The sequence below is a fragment of the Yoonia sp. GPGPB17 genome (assembly GCF_037892195.1).
Taxonomy (GTDB): domain Bacteria; phylum Pseudomonadota; class Alphaproteobacteria; order Rhodobacterales; family Rhodobacteraceae; genus Yoonia.
In genome coordinates this window covers 26,225-42,404 of the sequence record NZ_JATACI010000002.1, presented here as the reverse complement: position 1 = coordinate 42,404, position 16,180 = coordinate 26,225, and the positions used below count along the sequence as shown (strand labels likewise).

At 55.7% G+C, this 16,180-nt stretch carries 15 protein-coding genes and 1 pseudogene; 8 read left to right on the top strand and 8 right to left on the bottom strand.

All coding sequences use genetic code 11. The annotated features are described in order from the left end of the window. The first annotated feature begins 62 nt into the window (after positions 1 to 62). From QTO30_RS00530 to QTO30_RS00510, 5 genes are all read left to right on the top strand, one after another. Complete coding sequence (locus tag QTO30_RS00530) at positions 63 to 947, top strand: ABC transporter permease (protein WP_340421766.1); 885 nt, start codon at positions 63 to 65, stop codon at positions 945 to 947. Between the two features lie 91 nt (positions 948 to 1,038). Then, a complete protein-coding gene (locus QTO30_RS00525) occupies positions 1,039 to 1,845 on the top strand; it encodes an ABC transporter permease (RefSeq protein ID WP_340421765.1) in 807 nt (268 codons plus the stop codon). Then, positions 1,842 to 3,173 carry a glutamine synthetase family protein gene (locus QTO30_RS00520; protein ID WP_340421764.1) on the top strand — a complete coding sequence of 444 codons (1,332 nt, stop codon included), beginning with the start codon at positions 1,842 to 1,844 and terminating at the stop codon, positions 3,171 to 3,173. Before QTO30_RS00525 ends, QTO30_RS00520 begins: the two co-directional genes overlap by 4 nt. Before the next feature lie 36 nt (positions 3,174 to 3,209). Beyond that, positions 3,210 to 3,893, top strand: a complete 684-nt coding sequence (locus QTO30_RS00515; protein ID WP_340421762.1) for a type 1 glutamine amidotransferase — start codon at positions 3,210 to 3,212, stop codon at positions 3,891 to 3,893. Positions 3,894 to 3,902: 9 nt separating this feature from the next. Beyond that, positions 3,903 to 5,207 carry an NAD(P)/FAD-dependent oxidoreductase gene (locus QTO30_RS00510; protein ID WP_340421760.1) on the top strand — a complete coding sequence of 435 codons (1,305 nt, stop codon included), beginning with the start codon at positions 3,903 to 3,905 and terminating at the stop codon, positions 5,205 to 5,207. Here QTO30_RS00510 and QTO30_RS00505 read toward each other — a convergent pair. After that, complete coding sequence (locus QTO30_RS00505) at positions 5,204 to 6,316, bottom strand: agmatine deiminase family protein (RefSeq protein WP_340421758.1); 1,113 nt, start codon at positions 6,314 to 6,316, stop codon at positions 5,204 to 5,206. The two genes, QTO30_RS00510 and QTO30_RS00505, sit on opposite strands and share 4 nt — an antisense overlap. 10 nt (positions 6,317 to 6,326) lie before the next feature. Then, a complete protein-coding gene (gene phaR / locus QTO30_RS00500) occupies positions 6,327 to 6,875 on the bottom strand; it encodes a polyhydroxyalkanoate synthesis repressor PhaR (protein ID WP_340421756.1) in 549 nt (182 codons plus the stop codon). A 738-nt stretch (positions 6,876 to 7,613) separates the two neighbouring features. On the opposite strand from phaR, the gene QTO30_RS00495 reads away from it, so the two are divergent. Next, positions 7,614 to 8,135, top strand: coding sequence for a hypothetical protein (locus tag QTO30_RS00495; RefSeq protein ID WP_340421755.1), 522 nt, complete (start codon positions 7,614 to 7,616; stop codon positions 8,133 to 8,135). 46 nt (positions 8,136 to 8,181) lie between these two features. Here the strand turns inward: QTO30_RS00495 and QTO30_RS00490 are convergent, their stop codons facing one another. After that, positions 8,182 to 8,673 carry a DUF2938 family protein gene (locus QTO30_RS00490; RefSeq protein ID WP_340421753.1) on the bottom strand — a complete coding sequence of 164 codons (492 nt, stop codon included), beginning with the start codon at positions 8,671 to 8,673 and terminating at the stop codon, positions 8,182 to 8,184. Between the two features lie 64 nt (positions 8,674 to 8,737). Here QTO30_RS00490 and QTO30_RS00485 point away from each other — a divergent pair, with 64 nt between their 5' ends. Beyond that, complete coding sequence (locus tag QTO30_RS00485) at positions 8,738 to 9,145, top strand: helix-turn-helix domain-containing protein (protein WP_340421752.1); 408 nt, start codon at positions 8,738 to 8,740, stop codon at positions 9,143 to 9,145. A 276-nt stretch (positions 9,146 to 9,421) separates the two neighbouring features. Here the strand turns inward: QTO30_RS00485 and QTO30_RS00480 are convergent, their stop codons facing one another. Both QTO30_RS00480 and QTO30_RS00475 read right to left on the bottom strand, forming a co-directional pair. Next, a complete protein-coding gene (locus QTO30_RS00480; RefSeq protein ID WP_340421750.1) occupies positions 9,422 to 9,874 on the bottom strand; it encodes a phasin family protein in 453 nt (150 codons plus the stop codon). Positions 9,875 to 10,028: 154 nt separating this feature from the next. Next, a complete protein-coding gene (locus QTO30_RS00475; protein WP_340421747.1) occupies positions 10,029 to 11,825 on the bottom strand; it encodes a PHA/PHB synthase family protein in 1,797 nt (598 codons plus the stop codon). Between the two features lie 68 nt (positions 11,826 to 11,893). Between QTO30_RS00475 and phaZ the strand changes: the two are divergent. Then, positions 11,894 to 13,167 (top strand): annotated as a pseudogene (gene phaZ / locus QTO30_RS00470) (polyhydroxyalkanoate depolymerase). An 11-nt stretch (positions 13,168 to 13,178) separates the two neighbouring features. On the opposite strand, the gene QTO30_RS00465 reads toward phaZ, so the two are convergent. The 3 genes from QTO30_RS00465 to QTO30_RS00455 form a co-directional block, all read right to left on the bottom strand. Next, positions 13,179 to 13,895 carry an alpha/beta fold hydrolase gene (locus QTO30_RS00465; protein WP_340421745.1) on the bottom strand — a complete coding sequence of 239 codons (717 nt, stop codon included), beginning with the start codon at positions 13,893 to 13,895 and terminating at the stop codon, positions 13,179 to 13,181. 83 nt (positions 13,896 to 13,978) lie between these two features. Next, a complete protein-coding gene (locus tag QTO30_RS00460) occupies positions 13,979 to 14,845 on the bottom strand; it encodes an alpha/beta hydrolase (RefSeq protein ID WP_340421743.1) in 867 nt (288 codons plus the stop codon). After that, entirely contained in the window at positions 14,838 to 16,130 is a 1,293-nt protein-coding gene (locus tag QTO30_RS00455) for an MFS transporter (protein WP_340421742.1), read from the bottom strand. The genes QTO30_RS00460 and QTO30_RS00455 overlap by 8 nt, the downstream gene beginning before the upstream one ends. Between the last annotated feature and the right edge of the window lie 50 nt (positions 16,131 to 16,180).

The window sequence follows — 16,180 nt, the reverse complement described above, 5'->3', positions numbered from 1 at the left end:
ACGCGTTGACTCGCCACTGCAATTGTTGGACGGATTATGACACTAGCGCAACAAGGCGATTGATGTTCAGTTTCTGTACCGACCCAGCTGCATTGGAAGGTTTCCAGTGGCTCAGCTGTTACCTGACCACCGGCAAACATATGTCGATGTATTGGGCCGTGGGCACTGTGCTTCTGCTGTTGTCGATCACCGCTCCGACGGCGCTGGCTTTTGGATTCGCGGGTGCCTCTGCGGCGCGCAGCAACATCCCACCGCTGCGGTGGATCGGGCAGACCTACATCGCCGTGGTCCGCGGCATTCCTGACATCGCGTTCTTTCTGTTCTTTGTGATCGCATTGGATCAGGCGTTTGAATACATCCGCCACCGCATCAAATGCCCCGATTGGGAAGAGCCCATCCGCCAAGGCAATGATTTTATCGTCTGTAGCGCGGCGAAACTGCCGTTGGGCAACGCCCCGCAATGGGTGCATGAGACCTACGGCTTTATGCTGGCGGTGCTGACCTTCGCCATCGTCTTTGGTGCCTTCGCGGCGAATGTGCTGTTCGGCGCAATGCGTGCTGTGCCCAAAGGTCAGCTGGAGACGGCTGAGGCTTATGGCATGAGCCGTCGTCAGACGTTCTGGCGCGTGTTGGTTCCACAAATGTGGGTTTATGCCCTACCCGGCCTGTCGAACCTATGGATGGTGCTGATCAAGGCGACACCACTGCTGTTTCTGCTGGGCGTTGAGGACATCGTCTACTGGGCGCGCGAATTGGGCGGGGCCAAACAACCGCAATTCACCGACTACCCCCACCCCGACTGGCGGATGTGGTATTTTGCCGCTTTGCTGGTGTTCTACCTGTGCTTCACGAAAGTGTCCGAGGTCGTACTGGATAGGGTCATGGCCAAGTTGACTCACGGCCAAGCGACAGCCGCTGGCGAAGCGCAGCGGCGGGCGGCAGCATAATGAAAGTTGAGCTTCGCCAGCACCCAGTGACGCACGCATTTGCTGCGCAAACGCTTTCGCGCACGCGGCGCTCCCAGTGGGAGCACCGTGCATGAGCTGCTGGGACACTATTGCCGACTACGCCCTACGCAGCCAAGGCATTGGCGAGCGCCTGCTGCCACGTACTGATTTTACGTTGTGCCAGCAGTTTACGCTGATTGGGTCCGGCATGATCTGGAACATTTACTTTGGTGTGGTCGCGCTTTGCTCTGGTTTCTTTCTTGCCACGGCAGTGGCAATGGGCAAGGCCGCGCGGAACCCATGGGTCCGCAAACCGGCAGAGTGGTTTATCTTTGTGTTCCGTGGCTCACCGCTGTTTATCCAGTTCTTCTTTGCCTACTTTGTTTTTCTCAGCCTCAAAGACGTTAGCGCTTTCTTTAACCCGCTAACCTCTGCATGGGCAGGGGCGCTGGTGGTCCTGTTCCTGAACACTGCCGCCTATTCGGGTGAGATTTTCTACGGCGCACTCCAGTCTATTCCCAAGGGCGATACTGAAGCCGCCGATGCCTATGGTCTTTCGGGCTGGTCACGGTTCCGCCGTGTGGTCTGGCCCACAATGCTGCGGCTGGCCTGGCCAGCTTACACCAACGAAGCGATCTTTCTGTTTCACGCAACGACATTGGTGTTCTTTTCCGGTTTCCCGGCAACACAGCAACGCGGCGACGCGCTCTACTACGCGAACTATTTTGCCGACAAGACATTCAACCCCTTTGTCCCCTACCCCATCCTTGCAGGCTATTTCATCCTTCTGACACTGGTCATTATTGGCGTCTTTGGATTGGTGAACAGCCGCCTGAACCGCCACCTGCCGCAAGATGCCCGCAGGACACTTAAAGTGAGGCCTCAGATTATCAGATGAGCTGGCTCGATGATCACCCCGACATACGCAATCTGCGCTGTGGCGCAGCCGACCTGAACGGGCAAGCGCGGGGCAAACGTTTGCCGCGCCGTTTTGCGCAGAAACTGGAAAAAGACGGCGCGCGTTTTCCGCTCTCTGTCCTGAACCTTGATATCCGGGGCGAGGATATCCACGACAGCCCGTTGGTATTTGAAACCGGCGACGCCGATGGGCTGATGTTGCCAACAGAACGCGGCTATGTGCCAATGCCGTGGCTGAGCGCGCCAACGGCGCTTTTGCCGCTGTGGTCGTTCACCGATGACGGCGCGCCCTTCGCGGGTGATCCGCGCCATGCGTTGGCCCGTGTGTTGGATCGTTTCAAGGAACGCGGGCTGACACCTGTCGTCGCGACCGAGATGGAGTTTTACCTGGTCGACGATAGTGGGACCGGCATCCGCCCGCCACAGTCCCCTCGCTCGGGCAAGCGCCGCGCAGGAGGTGAAATTCTGTCACTGCGCGCCTTGGACGCATTTGATGCGTTCTTTAACGACCTGTATGACGCCTGCGATGCGATGAACATCCCGGCCGAAGCCGCGATATCCGAAGGCGGCGAAGGCCAGTTTGAGGTGAACCTTGAGCATGTCCCGGATGCACTCAAAGCGGCGGATGATGCTTGGCTATTCAAGATGCTGGTGCGTGGTCTGGCGCGCCGCCACGGCATGGCGGCCAGCTTCATGGCGAAGCCCTACACCGACCACGCAGGCACGGGCTTGCACACCCATTTTTCGATTTTGGATGAAGATGGCAAAAACGCTTTTGCCAACGACACGTTTGAAGGCACATCCCTATTGCAAAATGCTATCGCCGGATGTCTGACCTGCATTCCCGATCTGGCACTGATCTTTGCCCCCCATGGCAACAGCTATGAACGGCTGGTGCCCGGTCAACATGCCCCCACAGGGATTTGCTGGGCCTATGAAAACCGCACCGCAACGATCCGCGTGCCTGGGGGCAGCTTTGCGGCACGGCGTATTGAGCACCGGCTGGCCGGGGGGGACGCTAACCCCTATCTGTTCCTTGCAGCTGTTCTGGGGTCTGCCTTGGTTGGCATTGAAGACCGTAAGACGCCACCTTTGCCGATTTCCGGCAATGCCTATGATCAAGACCTGCCGCAGGTGCCCAGCAGATGGGAAGACGCCATTGATAGGTTCGAGCGCAGCCATCTGGCACGGCGTATCTTTGACCCACAACTGGTCGACAACCTGATCCGCACCAAACGACAAGAGATGGCGCATTTTGCCGAAATGACGCGGGAAGAACAGATCGACCATTATCTCGACCTTGTATAAGTCTATAGACGAGACAAACCAGAGAGCGAGAATCTGATGAGAATTGGCATCCTGCAAACCGGCCATGCGCCTGACCAGCTTTTGCAAGAAACGGGTGACTATGATGCCCTGTTTCAGCGGCTGTTGGACGGGCACGGGTTCAGCTTTGTCACCTATAACGTGGTCGACATGGAGTTTCCTGATCAGATCACTAAATGCGATGGCTGGTTGATCACCGGGTCGAAACACGGCGCCTACGAGGATCACGCCTTCATTCCCCCGCTTGAGGCTTTTATCCGCGATGTCTATGCCGCTGACATTCCACTTGTCGGGATTTGCTTTGGCCATCAGATCATCGCGCAGGCACTCGGTGGTACAGTCGAGAAGTTCGCTGCAGGGTGGGCCGTTGGGCGCCAAACCTATGACTGGGACGGCGCGGAAGTTGCCCTGAATGCATGGCATCAGGATCAGGTCGTCGCTCTGCCTGATGACGCAGAGGTTGTTGCAAGCAACGATTTTTGTGCCAATGCAGCGCTGGTCTACGGCAAACGCGCCTTTACCACCCAGCCCCACCCAGAGTTTGGTGCTGATTTTATTGGTGGTCTGGCCCGGCATCGTGGTCCGGGTGTGGTGCCTGATCCGCAACTGAAACAGACCCTTGCTGACCTTGAAAAGCCCGTCGACAACCCACGCATTGCCGAACAAATTGCGCGGTTCTTTAAAGAACGCGTTGTGGCCTAGGCCGCCGACGTGAACCCGCTTTATCGTAACGACCGCCCAGGTGCGTTTCCTGACAGCTGGTATGTGGCATCTGCCGATATTCCGGCGGAAAGGCCGCCACTAAAAGGTGACGTGACGGTCGATGTCTGTATCGTTGGGGCTGGCTATACCGGGTTGTCAGCGGCGCGACATTTGGCCCGGAAGGGTCTGGATGTCGTTGTGTTGGATGCCCATCGCGCGGGCTTTGGCGCATCGGGGCGCAATGGCGGTCAGGTGTGCAGCGAGTATGACTATCCGCAAACAACCCTGATCAAGAAGTATGGGGCGGGTCCGGCCAGATTGCTTTGGGACCTTGCCGAAGAGGCGAAGGCGGACCTGCGCGACCTTTGTGCAAGCCATATAACCGAGGCCCGCTATACCCCCGGCGTCATGCACAGCACCTATACGGCACAGGAAACCGCCGAGGATCAGGCCGAAGTTGATCTGCTATCCCGCGAATACGGATATGATCAGGCCCGCGTTTATGGCCCCGATGAGATCGGCTCGCTGGTGAAATCGCCGCATTTTCACGGTGGGTTACTTGATATGGGCGCAGGGCACATTCACCCGCTACGCTATGTTTTGGGGCTGGCGCGACTGGCCGAAGAGGCTGGTGCGCGGATTTTTGAGCGATCCGAAGTACACCGCGTCGACAAGGGCAACCCAGCGATTGTTGCAACGAACAAGGGCCGAGTGACGGCACGTTTTGTGATCCTTGCGGGGAATGGGTATCTGCCCAATCTGGATCGCAAAGTGGCAGCGCGTGTGATGCCACTGAACAGCTTTATCGGTGCGACAGAGCCGTTGGGCGCGCGTGCGGATGAGGTGTTTGGTCAGGATATCGCCGTGCATGACAGCAAATGGGTCGCTAACTACTTTCGCCTGTCCGAGGACAAGCGGCTGCTCTTTGGCGGGCGTCCGAGCTATTCACTCGGCTTTCCCGAGGGCATCGCCGCCTTGATGCAAAAGCGTATTCCCAAAATCTTTCCGCAACTTCAGGACGTGAAAATCGACTACGCATGGGGCGGCACTTTGGGTGTCACAATCCCACGCATGCCTGCGGTGATCCGGGTGGCGCCCAATATCTTGTCCGCAGGCGGGTATTCTGGCCATGGTGTCGCGCTCTCTGGTCTTGCCGGAAAGGTCATGGCCGAAGCGGTCGCAGGACAGGCCGGACGCTTTGACACGTTCGCTGACCTCAATGTGCCCGGCTTTCCGGGTGGCGCGGCATTCCGCGCCCCAATCCTGCGGCTGGCGATGACATGGTATTCGCTGCGGGATAGATTGGGGGTCTAACGGCGTCGCCATAGGCCCATCCGGGCGTGGCGCTTAAACGGCTTAAGCATCTGTTGGGTCGCACAATGGATGCCTCCACCCAACTCGCCCAAGGGATCAACATGCAGTGTGATCACTTCGCGATCTGGATAGTGTCGCCGCAGTGCCTCCACCGCAATCCGGTCTGTTTCATCATCGCCAAACTGCGCCGCGATCACAGCACCATTGCACACATAGTAATTCGCGTAAGACGCCACAAAATCGATATCGTCGATCCGACGCTCAACGGGTTCGGGAATGACCTCAACCGCCAAACCTGCGGCCACCAGCCGATCATGCGTATTCAAGGCGGCCACATGAAACGGGTCGCGCATATCGGGATCATCGGGCAGGTTGATCAGCACCCGCCCGGGCCCTGTGAACCGCGCCAGACTGTCGATATGATAATCGGTGATATCCTCACCCCATACACCCGGAGACCAGACAATCCGGTCGGCCCCGTAAGCCCGCAACAATCGCATTTCAATCTCATCGCGCGACAGCCCCGGATTGCGGTTGTCATTTACCCAACTGCTTTCATGGGCCAGCAGCAGGCCGTGACCATCTTGTTCAACGCCGCCCGCCTCGCCCATCAGGCCGCTTGGCCGCAATGACAGGTTCAATCGCTCTGCCACCCGTGCGGCGATCTGGCCGTCGCGGGTGTGTATTTGCTTATCGCCCCAGCCATTGAACTGAATCTGGCTGATGGCCAACCCGCCTACCCCGTCCACAACAAAGATCGGCCCCGCATCACGACACCACAGATCCTCGGTCGGGATATCCCACAGTGTCACCGCATCAGATAAGAACCGGCGTGCACGGCTATGGTCCGCCTGATCGGCAAGCATGATCAAGGGTTCAAACGCCGCAATCGCATTGGCGACATCCGCTATGGTATGCTGCACCATCCCAAGAAAAACGCTGTCGCTGTACACCCTACGACTGACGGGCCATTGCATGAAGGTCGCCTGATGACGCCCTTCTTCGGCAGGTACGAAGAAACCATCGGCGGTTTCCGCGCGTGTCTTACCCCCAAGCGCCATGAGACCGAACGCTCCTCCGCCCGCCAAGACCGTGCGGCGTTTGAACATGCAAGTGGGCCTACTTGCCCATCTTCGACAGTTTTTCCTGAAGCGCAGCGAGTTGGTCTTTGATCTCGCCCAGATCACCGTCTTCCTTGTCATCTTCTGAACCAGAAGCCGCACCGCCGGGCATCATGCCACCAGTCATCGCCTTGAAGAAGGCTTCTTGTTGGGCGCGCATCGCCTCGAAACCCGGCATGTTGGCCATGGGGTTGGCCTTGCCCATATTCTCCATCGCCTTGGACTGGCCTTCACGCAGCATATCAAAACTGGCTTGCAAGAACTGCGGCACGACGGAAGCGGCCTGGCTTGTATAGCTGCGCACCAGATCGGTCAGTACATCAACAGGCAACACGCTTTCACCGCGGCTTTCGTGTTCTGCGATAATTTGCAACAGGTATTGCCGGGTCAGGTCATCGCCGGATTTCAAATCGACGATCTGGACTTCGCGGCCCTCGCGAATAAAGACGGCGATGTCTTCCAATGTCACGTAGTCGCTTGTCTCGGTGTTATAGAGACGACGGCTCGCATAGCGCTTGATCAGCAGCGGTTTGTCGGTTTTGGCCACGGGCGTCCCTCCCCAGGATATTGCGGTGCAGCAAAGCCTACGCCGCGTCTGCTAAAAAAGAAAGCCTTTGTGCAGAACGTCACACGACTTTAACTTGATGCGGCCTCGTTTCTGAATCTGACCGAAGCGTCGTGTCACGCCATACTGACACAGTCATCAAGCACTTCTGGCCCGGACCGGACGTACAAAATATCGCTGCCGATCGACAAAGTGCGGGACGGAGCTGCCGTTGGTCAGTTTGGCCTCAACGGCTGCTTACGCTTACGATCAGCCTATATCAAATTGAGTTCCTCAAGAAACCCAATCCTAGGCTGGCAAGCAGCAAATGGGTCCGCAATCAATGATCCAGGCCTCTCCACAACTTTAAAGCGCATACCTCTTGGCGACCAGTTATACACGTTCAGACCGCTATCGTCTTCCACAAGAAGCAGTCCGTGGAAATACCAAGTGTCCCCGATTTTGTAACCTGATCTGGTCGTATAGAAAGATAAGCCGCGAAGCCCAAAAATGGAGCTTAGTTCTCTCTCAATCGGGCTGTGTTCTCCAATGCAGTATGCACGGTTCGCGGACGCTTCGACGGCGCTTGAGTAAGCGAAGGGAACCATAGCTAGCGACCAAACCCCAACCAAAGTAGGAAAAACGTAAACGCCAAATGCAACCGACCTAGTTCTTTGCTTAAGGGCTGAGGCGAGCAGAATAGACGTGGTGCACGCTAATGCCAGAGTCATTCCATGCAATATGACCATCTCTGTTCCGCCGCCCGACAAAGCTATCAAAACGAATGTAGCAAACGCTCCGGCGCAAAAGAGTACCAAGGCAAGGGCTACCGCTATAACTACCGGTATTCTCCGGCGACTAACAATTGAGAGCGCTAAGATGGCGAATGGCATGAGAGGCAAAATAGCAATGAACCACTCCAAACAAGTCGCCTTTGGAAGCGATGCGTCGGTCAAGGGAACGGGAACAAAGCCAAAGCCGATAATCGCCGCTCCAAAGAGCGCTGCATATCTTTCAATGTTGGAGATAGTCCGTGCCATCTTCTTTGTCGCCATAGGCGCACCACTTCAATCAATTTCTTTATTGCCGACATTGTCTGCATTGCAGCATTTCTGCAAGTTGGGCTCAGAGCGGCCATCTGACAAGATTGCTAAGGCATCAACGGCCTGGTCGAAATCCAAATGTCGGCTGCGCGGACGGCAGCTGCCGTTTGTTGGAAACAAAATAAGGTCTGCTGTGGTGGAGCGTGTCAAAGACCGTTAGTCGTTTCGAGTTACGTGCGATATCGCTGTTTCCCGCGCTGCACACATTAGAAAAACGCGTTCAAGCTCACTAGGCTCAACCAAATTCCTAAACCGAAAACGGTGTGATTTATCAAGCCTTTCTTGCGCATCTTCCAAGGCTGAGGTGCCTTTGACATACCAAATCCCCAGCCGAACAGCGGTTGAAAAATGAGCCAGGGCACCAGGACGGTAACAAACCCAAAGACCAGCCCTTGCCAGAGCTTCGGTGAATCGAGGGCCAAGGACCCGAACAGAACGGCGAAGCTGATCCCGTAGATGACACCCAGTATGATATGGGCACCCCACCCTAGTGCCGCTTCACCAGTGATGGGTGCGGATGCACGGATGTCTTCATGGATAAGTCCATTGTGCGGAAGCGTCCCAATCCAACGGCCAACCAAACAATAAAAGCCGTGTGTCATAGCCCAACCTTGACGCAGAATGGCAATTAAATCTGCAAAAATGGTCGCTCCTAGACCGGCAGCTGCTCCAAAAACTAGCAACTCTACGCAACTCATGTGCTTTCCTTACTTCAAAGAATCTCGCATTATTTTTGCAACTTGAAGTGAGGTTTAAGTCAACATGTACCGTCTTGACATCGCAGAGGTCGCTCAACGCAGCGGTTTGAACCCATCGACTTTGCGCTATTATGAAAAGCGCGGATTGATAGCGTCAGATGGTCGGCACGGGCTGCGCCGGGAATACGATGACAGTGTGCTGACACGGCTTGCGTTGATCGCTCTTGGTCGCCGGGCGGGCTTTTCCCTCAATGAGATTGGGGTTTTGTTTCGCCCCCAAGGCGGAAGATTGGAACTCAGCCGTCAAGAATTACAAAATCAAGCAGGCAAACTACGGAGCCAAGCAGAAGAATTGAAGGTAACAGCGGACCTGCTGGATCATATCGCGGCTTGTTCGGCGCCTTCGCACCTTGAATGCCCCAGATTTCAAGCGATCCTGAAGGATGCATTTATCCCGGAGGATACTGAGTGATTTTTGCTGGCGGGTATGATGAATGCGTTCAACACGACAGCCGTCATTCGCTGCATCATACCAGAGCGCGATGTTTGGGCTCTCTTGAGACATTCGCTGTTTGAAGTGTATTGGTCTGTTTCTCTTCTGACACGTTTGTCGGGTCAGTCGATAACGCAAAGGGCGAAGTCGGGTGGCGTTCCGCACTTTGCATAAAACAAAAAAGGCGGCCCGCTTATGCGGACCGCCCTTGTCAAATCAAACCCTCAGGGAGGAGAGGGTGATTTTCAAAGCCACTTACTTTGCAGCAGCAGTTGCTTTCTTGGCAGCAGCTGTGATCTCAGTCTGTGCTTTCTTCGCAGCAGCAGTCATGTCCTCGGACATGTCCTTGCCAGCGGCCAGAACCAATTCCATTGTCTGTGTCTGAACTTTCTTCGCGATTTCAGCGAAAGCAGACATGTGCTCGGCAGCGGACTCAGCAGAGGCAGAAGCGAAGTCTGTCATTGCTTTTGCATAGTCAGCAGGCTCTGCCTTTGCTTTGGACATGCTTTCCATCTTTGCGATGGTGTCTTGTGTCCACTTTGCGGACAGCTCAGCAGATTTGCCAGCTGCGTCGAGTGCAACAGCGGACATTTTCTCAGCCAGCGCAGTCTGGTTCTTGAACTGCTCTTCCATTGCTTTTGTGTCTACTGGGAATGCGCCTGTCATGTCTTTGAAGATCGCGGTGAAGTCTTGTGCTTTAGCAGCCATGGTATCAGCCTTTCGGTTTATCAGTGTCGGTGCGGAGGGAGGAGCCGCTGTTATCTCGTGACACCAATATGAGTGCTGCACCGCAGCATTTCAAGTTTTTTTTCTGCGTTGCAGCATAAATTTTCTGCGTACGCAAATTACCCTGAAATTTCGGCTACTTATTCACCACGTATGTACCCGGAGCAGGCGCTAACACAGGGTGATTGTCATCCCCCGGCGTGCGCGCTGTGACTTTTTTGCCCGACTTTTTGGACAACCAGGCATCCCACCGCGCCCACCAAGACCCTTCGTGCTTGTCGGCCGCGTCGAGCCAATCATTCGCCGTCAGCCCAAGTTCGGGGTTGGTATAGTGGCCATATTTGTTCTTGGATGGCGGGTTGATGATGCCCGCGATATGGCCACTTTCCGATAGAATGAATGTCTTGTCTTTGGACCCCATTTTCTGAATGCCTGCGTAGCTGCTTTTCCAGGCGGCAATGTGATCTGTTTCGCAGGCAATGGCACACAATGGGACGCCAACATCCTTGAGGTGCACGGTCTCGCCCGCAATTTTATAACCAGTGGTGGCGAATTCATCGTTCTGGCACAGACCCCGTAAGTATTCGACCGACATGCAGGCTGGCAAGTTGGTGCCGTCTCCGTTCCAATAAAGCAGATCAAACGCGGGCGGTGCCTTACCCATCATGTAGCTTTTGATAGCCGGGCCATAGATCAGATCGTTGGAGCGCAGGTAAGAGAAGGTCCGTGACATATAGAAGGAGTCCAATACCCCGTTTTCATCCACCTCGGCCTCAATCCCATCGACAAAGTCATCGTCCAGAAAGACCCCCACCTCGCCGCGGTCCGAGAAATCGGTGAGCGTGGTAAAAAATGTCGCGCTGTTGACGGATGTATCCTTGCGCTTTTTCATCAGCGCCAATGTCAGCGCCAGTGTGGTGCCAGCGATGCAATAGCCCACGGCATTCACTATTTTCACCCCGCAGATATCTTTGACCTCTTTGAATGCCGTCAGATAGCCATCTTCGACATAATCCGTCATTGAGGTGTCGCGATAGCCTGCATCGGGGTTCACCCATGATACCACAAAGACGGTGTAGCCCTGCGCAACGGCCCATTTGATCAGGCTGTTTTGGGGTTTCAGGTCGAGAATGTAGAACTTGTTGATCCAGGGCGGGAAGATGATCAATGGCATCTCGTGCGCCTTTTCAGTGCTCGGCGCATATTGGATCAACTCGAACATATGATTACGGAAGACGACAGAACCGGGTGTCGTTGCCAGATTTTCGCCCAGCGTAAAGGCGTTCTTGTCGGCCAGCGTGACGACCAGATCACCATCGTTGGCTTCCAGATCGGCAATCATGTTTTCAAGACCTGCGACAAGGCTTTCGCCTTCGGTTTCAGCCGCAAGCGCCAGCGCCTCGGGGTTTGTGGGCAGAAAGTTGGTGGGGCTGATCATGTCGACCATTTGCTGACTGAAATAGCGCAGCCGCTTCTTTTCGTCAGAATCGAGCGTGTCGATATCTTCGACCGCTTGCTGCACCGCAGAAGCATTCATCAGGTATTGCTGCTTGATGAAATTAAAGTAGGGGTTTGTGTCCCACAACTCATGGCTAAAGCGGCGGTCTTTGGGAGTATCGTCGGTTGGCGTCTCTAGCTTGCCTTGGGCCAGCAGGTGCTGTGCCTCGACGTAGTGCTTAACCGATTTACCCCAGAATTCCAGTTGATGCTCAATCAACTTGGCGGGATTATGCATCATTTCAGTCATATAAGCGGTCGCCGCTTTGACGTAGAGCTCCTGGCTGGGCCCCTGCAATGAGGGGGCCACATGTCGCCCATGCCCCATGACCCGCAACAAACGTTGGGTTAGCTCCTCGACCCGGGCAAGGTTAGCCTCCAGTTTCGCCATATTTTCGCCAACTGTTTCTTGCACATCTAAATCGTTTGTTGTCATTTTAACGTTCCTATGCCTATGCTGCAGGTGCAGCATTCAGTGCGCCCCTGCCATCGGAGATCGAGTAAATGAAGTATATGATGACCTACGACCTGATGGAAAGCATGCGCAACACCAATCAGTGGTTGGGTGCGACCGCGCATGCCTTTGCCTCCTATCCGGCAATGTCGTGGGGTGCCAACCCGGCGATAGATTGGCTCAAGGCATGGGGCGAGGTAACCGAGCGTACCTTCTCGCGCATGATCATGAAGCCGGACTGGAATATCCCGCCAATCACTGGGGAAAAGGGCAGAGATTACCCCGTCGTGATCGAAACGGTGGTCGAGAAACCGTTTGGTGATCTGATCCATTTCACGATGCCTGGCCGCAAACCAAGTAAGCGTCGTGTCATGCTCGTGGCTCCTATGTCGGGACACTATGCCACACTGCTGCGTAAGACCGTGGTCAGCCTTTTGCCGGATGCTGATGTCTATGTCACCGATTGGCACAACGCCCGCGACATCCCCGTCAGCGCCGGTAAATTCGATATTGAGGACTACACCCTCTATCTGATGGATTTCATGCGGGCACTTGGGCCCGATATTCACGTCATCGCCGTGTGCCAACCTGTGCCGCTGGCACTGGCCGCCACCGCCTATCTCGCTGAACTTGATCCTGATGCGCAGCCCCGCTCACTGACATTGATCGGCGGTCCTGTTGATCCAGAAGCAAACCACACTGAAGTCACTGACTTTGGCCGTTCTGTCACCATGGGTCAGTTGGAAGAGACAATGATCCAGCGCGTCGGTTTCAAATATGCTTACGCGTGGGCCGGATGGTTTACCCCGGCCTGCTGCAACTGGCTTCTTTCATCTCAATGAACGCCGAAACCCACACCAATGCATTCCGTGATGAAATCATCCGGGTCGCCAAGGGCGAGGCGTCTGAGCATGACCGCCACAACGACTTTTACGATGAATACCTTGCCGTGATGGATATGACGGCAGAGTTTTACCTGTCGACAGTCGAGCGGATATTCAAGGGTCGCGAGATTGCACAGAACGCATTCATGGTGGCGGGCCATGAGGTAGACATGGGCAAGATCACAACCGTCGCGGTGAAAATCGTTGAAGGCGAGGAAGACGACATTTCAGCGCCCGGCCAGTGTTTGGCCGCACTCGATCTGTTGACGGGACTGCCTGATGACAAGAAAGCCGCCCATCTTGAACCGGGTGCCGGGCACTATGGCATCTTTGCGGGCCGCAGCTGGCGCAACAATATCCGCCCCTTGGTGCTGGATTTCATTGATGCCAACGCGGATGCACCCAAGCGCAAATCAGCCAAAGTTGTTGCGATCAACTAGGCCAGAAAGCCCTAAAGCCGCAGCATCATCGGCTGCTTCATCCAGCGTTGTAGCGCGTCTGTCGTCGCTTCGGGTGCTTCCATCGTGGGCAGATAGCCTGCCCCTTCGATAATTTCGAACTGGGCATAGGGGATCAGTTCCGCCAGAAACTCGTGTCTTTTCAACTGATATTGCCCGTCATGGCGCCCACAGATGACGGATGTTGGAAGTTGGATTTGGCGCAACGTCGCTTGCTGATCCTTACGTCGCTGCATCGCACGGGCCTGTTTGACATAAATCTCAGGTCCCAACTCGCGCCCCATCTCAGTCAGTATCCGCACCAACTCCACCTTATCGGTCGAGGGTGCCATCCAGGTCGAATTGATTTCGTGTTGCAAAACATCATCCCAACGACCGGCACGGGCCGCGATAATATGCGGTTCTCTGGCCGCCGCTGCCTCTGGCGTGTCAGCCTGTGGGCTGGTGCTGACCAAAGCAATCCGTGTGATACGTTCCGGCGCTCGACGCATGATCTCCATCGCGATCATGCCCCCAAGACCCATGCCGCACAGGGCAAACTTGGACGGCCCCCAAGACAGGATCTGGCTTGCGATTTCCTCGATCCGCTCACCGCATGTAGGCGGAGCAACCATCACTGCGTGTGCCTGCGACATGACTTGGAGCTGATGCGCAAACACACGCGCGTCAGATAAGATAGGCGGTATCATCACCAGCGTTTCACGCGGCATTTGCAATAGCCCTTACAAACTGCTCAACCTCTTTGGGTCGTTTTTTTACACTCTGACGTGGAAAACGCGTTGCCGCAAGTGTTTCAGCGTGCAGACAAGCCTTGCAGCCAAGCGACAATCTGCTGAGCCAAAGGCGTAGTTTGGCCGGGTGAGAAGATATCGCCCGCCATGACATGGCCCATTTTGTCATCATCCGGGGTTTGTTCGATCTTAACTACAGATGTCCGTGCACCCCAACGCGCAATGACCTTTCGGGTATCCTCTGGATGCACCACCTTGTCGGCCTCATTGAAGCAAAACAAGGCTGGCGTGTTGATCAACGCCAGATCTGCACCGCGTGCCGCACGCACCGTGTCCGCCATGACGTGCACCGCGTTGGTGGGATAATTGACCGTCCAATAGGCCGAATGGGCCGCACTGATCGGCTCAAACGATCGCGATGATCCAGCCACGTATTTCGACCAATGCCGGGATCCCGGCAAATCCAGTAAGGTCTGCACCGCCCGGTGTCGCAGTCCGAAGTTGGGCGAAACATGGATCATGGCTTTTGCCTGCGCACCTTCGGCCAAGGCCAGTGTCGCTAGGGTGCAGCCCGTCGAGCAGCCCATGATGATCACTTCGTCACCCAGCGTCTCGGCGATCACAATTGCCTCGGCCACATCCCGCCGCCAGTCCGCCAGCGTCGCCCGTCCCATGGCATCGCCGTCCTGACCATGCCCGGTCAGACGGGTGAAATGGATGTTAGCGCCAAAGGCCTGCGCGACCAGATCTGGTAAAGGCCGCAGCTCTTCCCCAGTTGCTGAGAACCCGTGGATAAAAAGCACACAGACAGGGGTTTTGGTTGCGGGCGCATTGGCCCAAATAATCCGCTTTTCACAGCCGAGGCGCAGGTGCGGCACCGGAGCCTCTGCCGCAGCAAGGGCCGCTTCTATGTTTGCCAGATCATACAAGGGCGCGTCGCGCCATTGGCCGATAGATCAGCGCCAGACCAAGGATGGCAACCCCCAGAATGGCCGCAGGGATCAGGGTGATCGACAGTTGCAAGGTGTTCAAAGCACTATCTGATTGCGCGACCACTCCGGCGGTTGTTTCCTGCCATCCGGCCGCCGCAAGGGTCAAACCAAGCACGGCAGGGGCCATGGCGTTCGCCAGTTTCTGGCCAAATAGCCATATGGCTGAAAATGCGCCCTCAATGGCTATGCCCGTTTCTCGGCGGGTGACATCCATCAGGTCCGGGTAAATGGCCCATGGGATCTGCTGATACGCGCCATTGGTCATGCCAGCCAATACGAACATACCGGCGATGGCGGTGACATTGACCGACGGCAGCATTGTGTAAAGCGTATAAAGCAAAACCATGTAGAGGCTGAGCCCCAAAATCAGCGCACCGACCTTACCAAGCCGGTGTGACAGCAGCACCCAAATGGCCTGGCTGAGGATTGAGCCGACAACGAAGGTTGCAAACATCAGGCTGAGAGTGGTCAGCGCTTCTGCAGCACCTGAGAGCATCGTATCGCCGCTATCAACAATCAAATAGAGCGCAGCAAAGGGCAAACCTGCGGTGATCATCGCAATCGCGAGAGTCATCACACCATAGATCAGGACTAGCACCACAAAAGCCTTGTTCGCGAAAACCAACCCAAACATGCCTGACAGGCTGACAGTTGCGGCCTGTTCAATGCGCGGTGCCTTGCGGATGGACCAAAGTGACAGCCAGACCGCCCCCACCATCAACGGTGTCACGAGCAATGCCGCCATTGGGTACCCCATCGTATCTGCAAGGCCGGGCAATACGGCACCGCCAATCAGGATACCGATGCTGGCGAACGCCATGCGAAACCCTGTCATGGCCGAGCGTTCCTTGGGGTCTTGCGTGATCTCCCCTGATTGCGCGCCATAGGGGATCGCCACCATGGTAAAGCCGATAGTGGCCATCACAAAGAACGCTACGACCCAAGCAAGGTTCGCGTTCATTCCCATCCCTGGCGGCACGGAAAACAGGCCGACCATGCCCGCCGACATCACCAAGACACCTAGGAACATCCATGGCGCGCGCCGACCATAGCGGCTTTGCGTCCGGTCACTGAAGTAGCCGATCAACGGATCGGTGATCATGTCGAAGATCAACACGGCTGTTGTGACGAAACCTGCGATCCCGACCGGGACCCCCAAAAACGCTGTCATATATGCCAAGATCAGCAATTGCTTGACGATGACAAAGACAACGATGCCCATGTCGGCCAGACCCCAGCCAAGCCTTTTGCCCCAATGATAGTGCCATTATC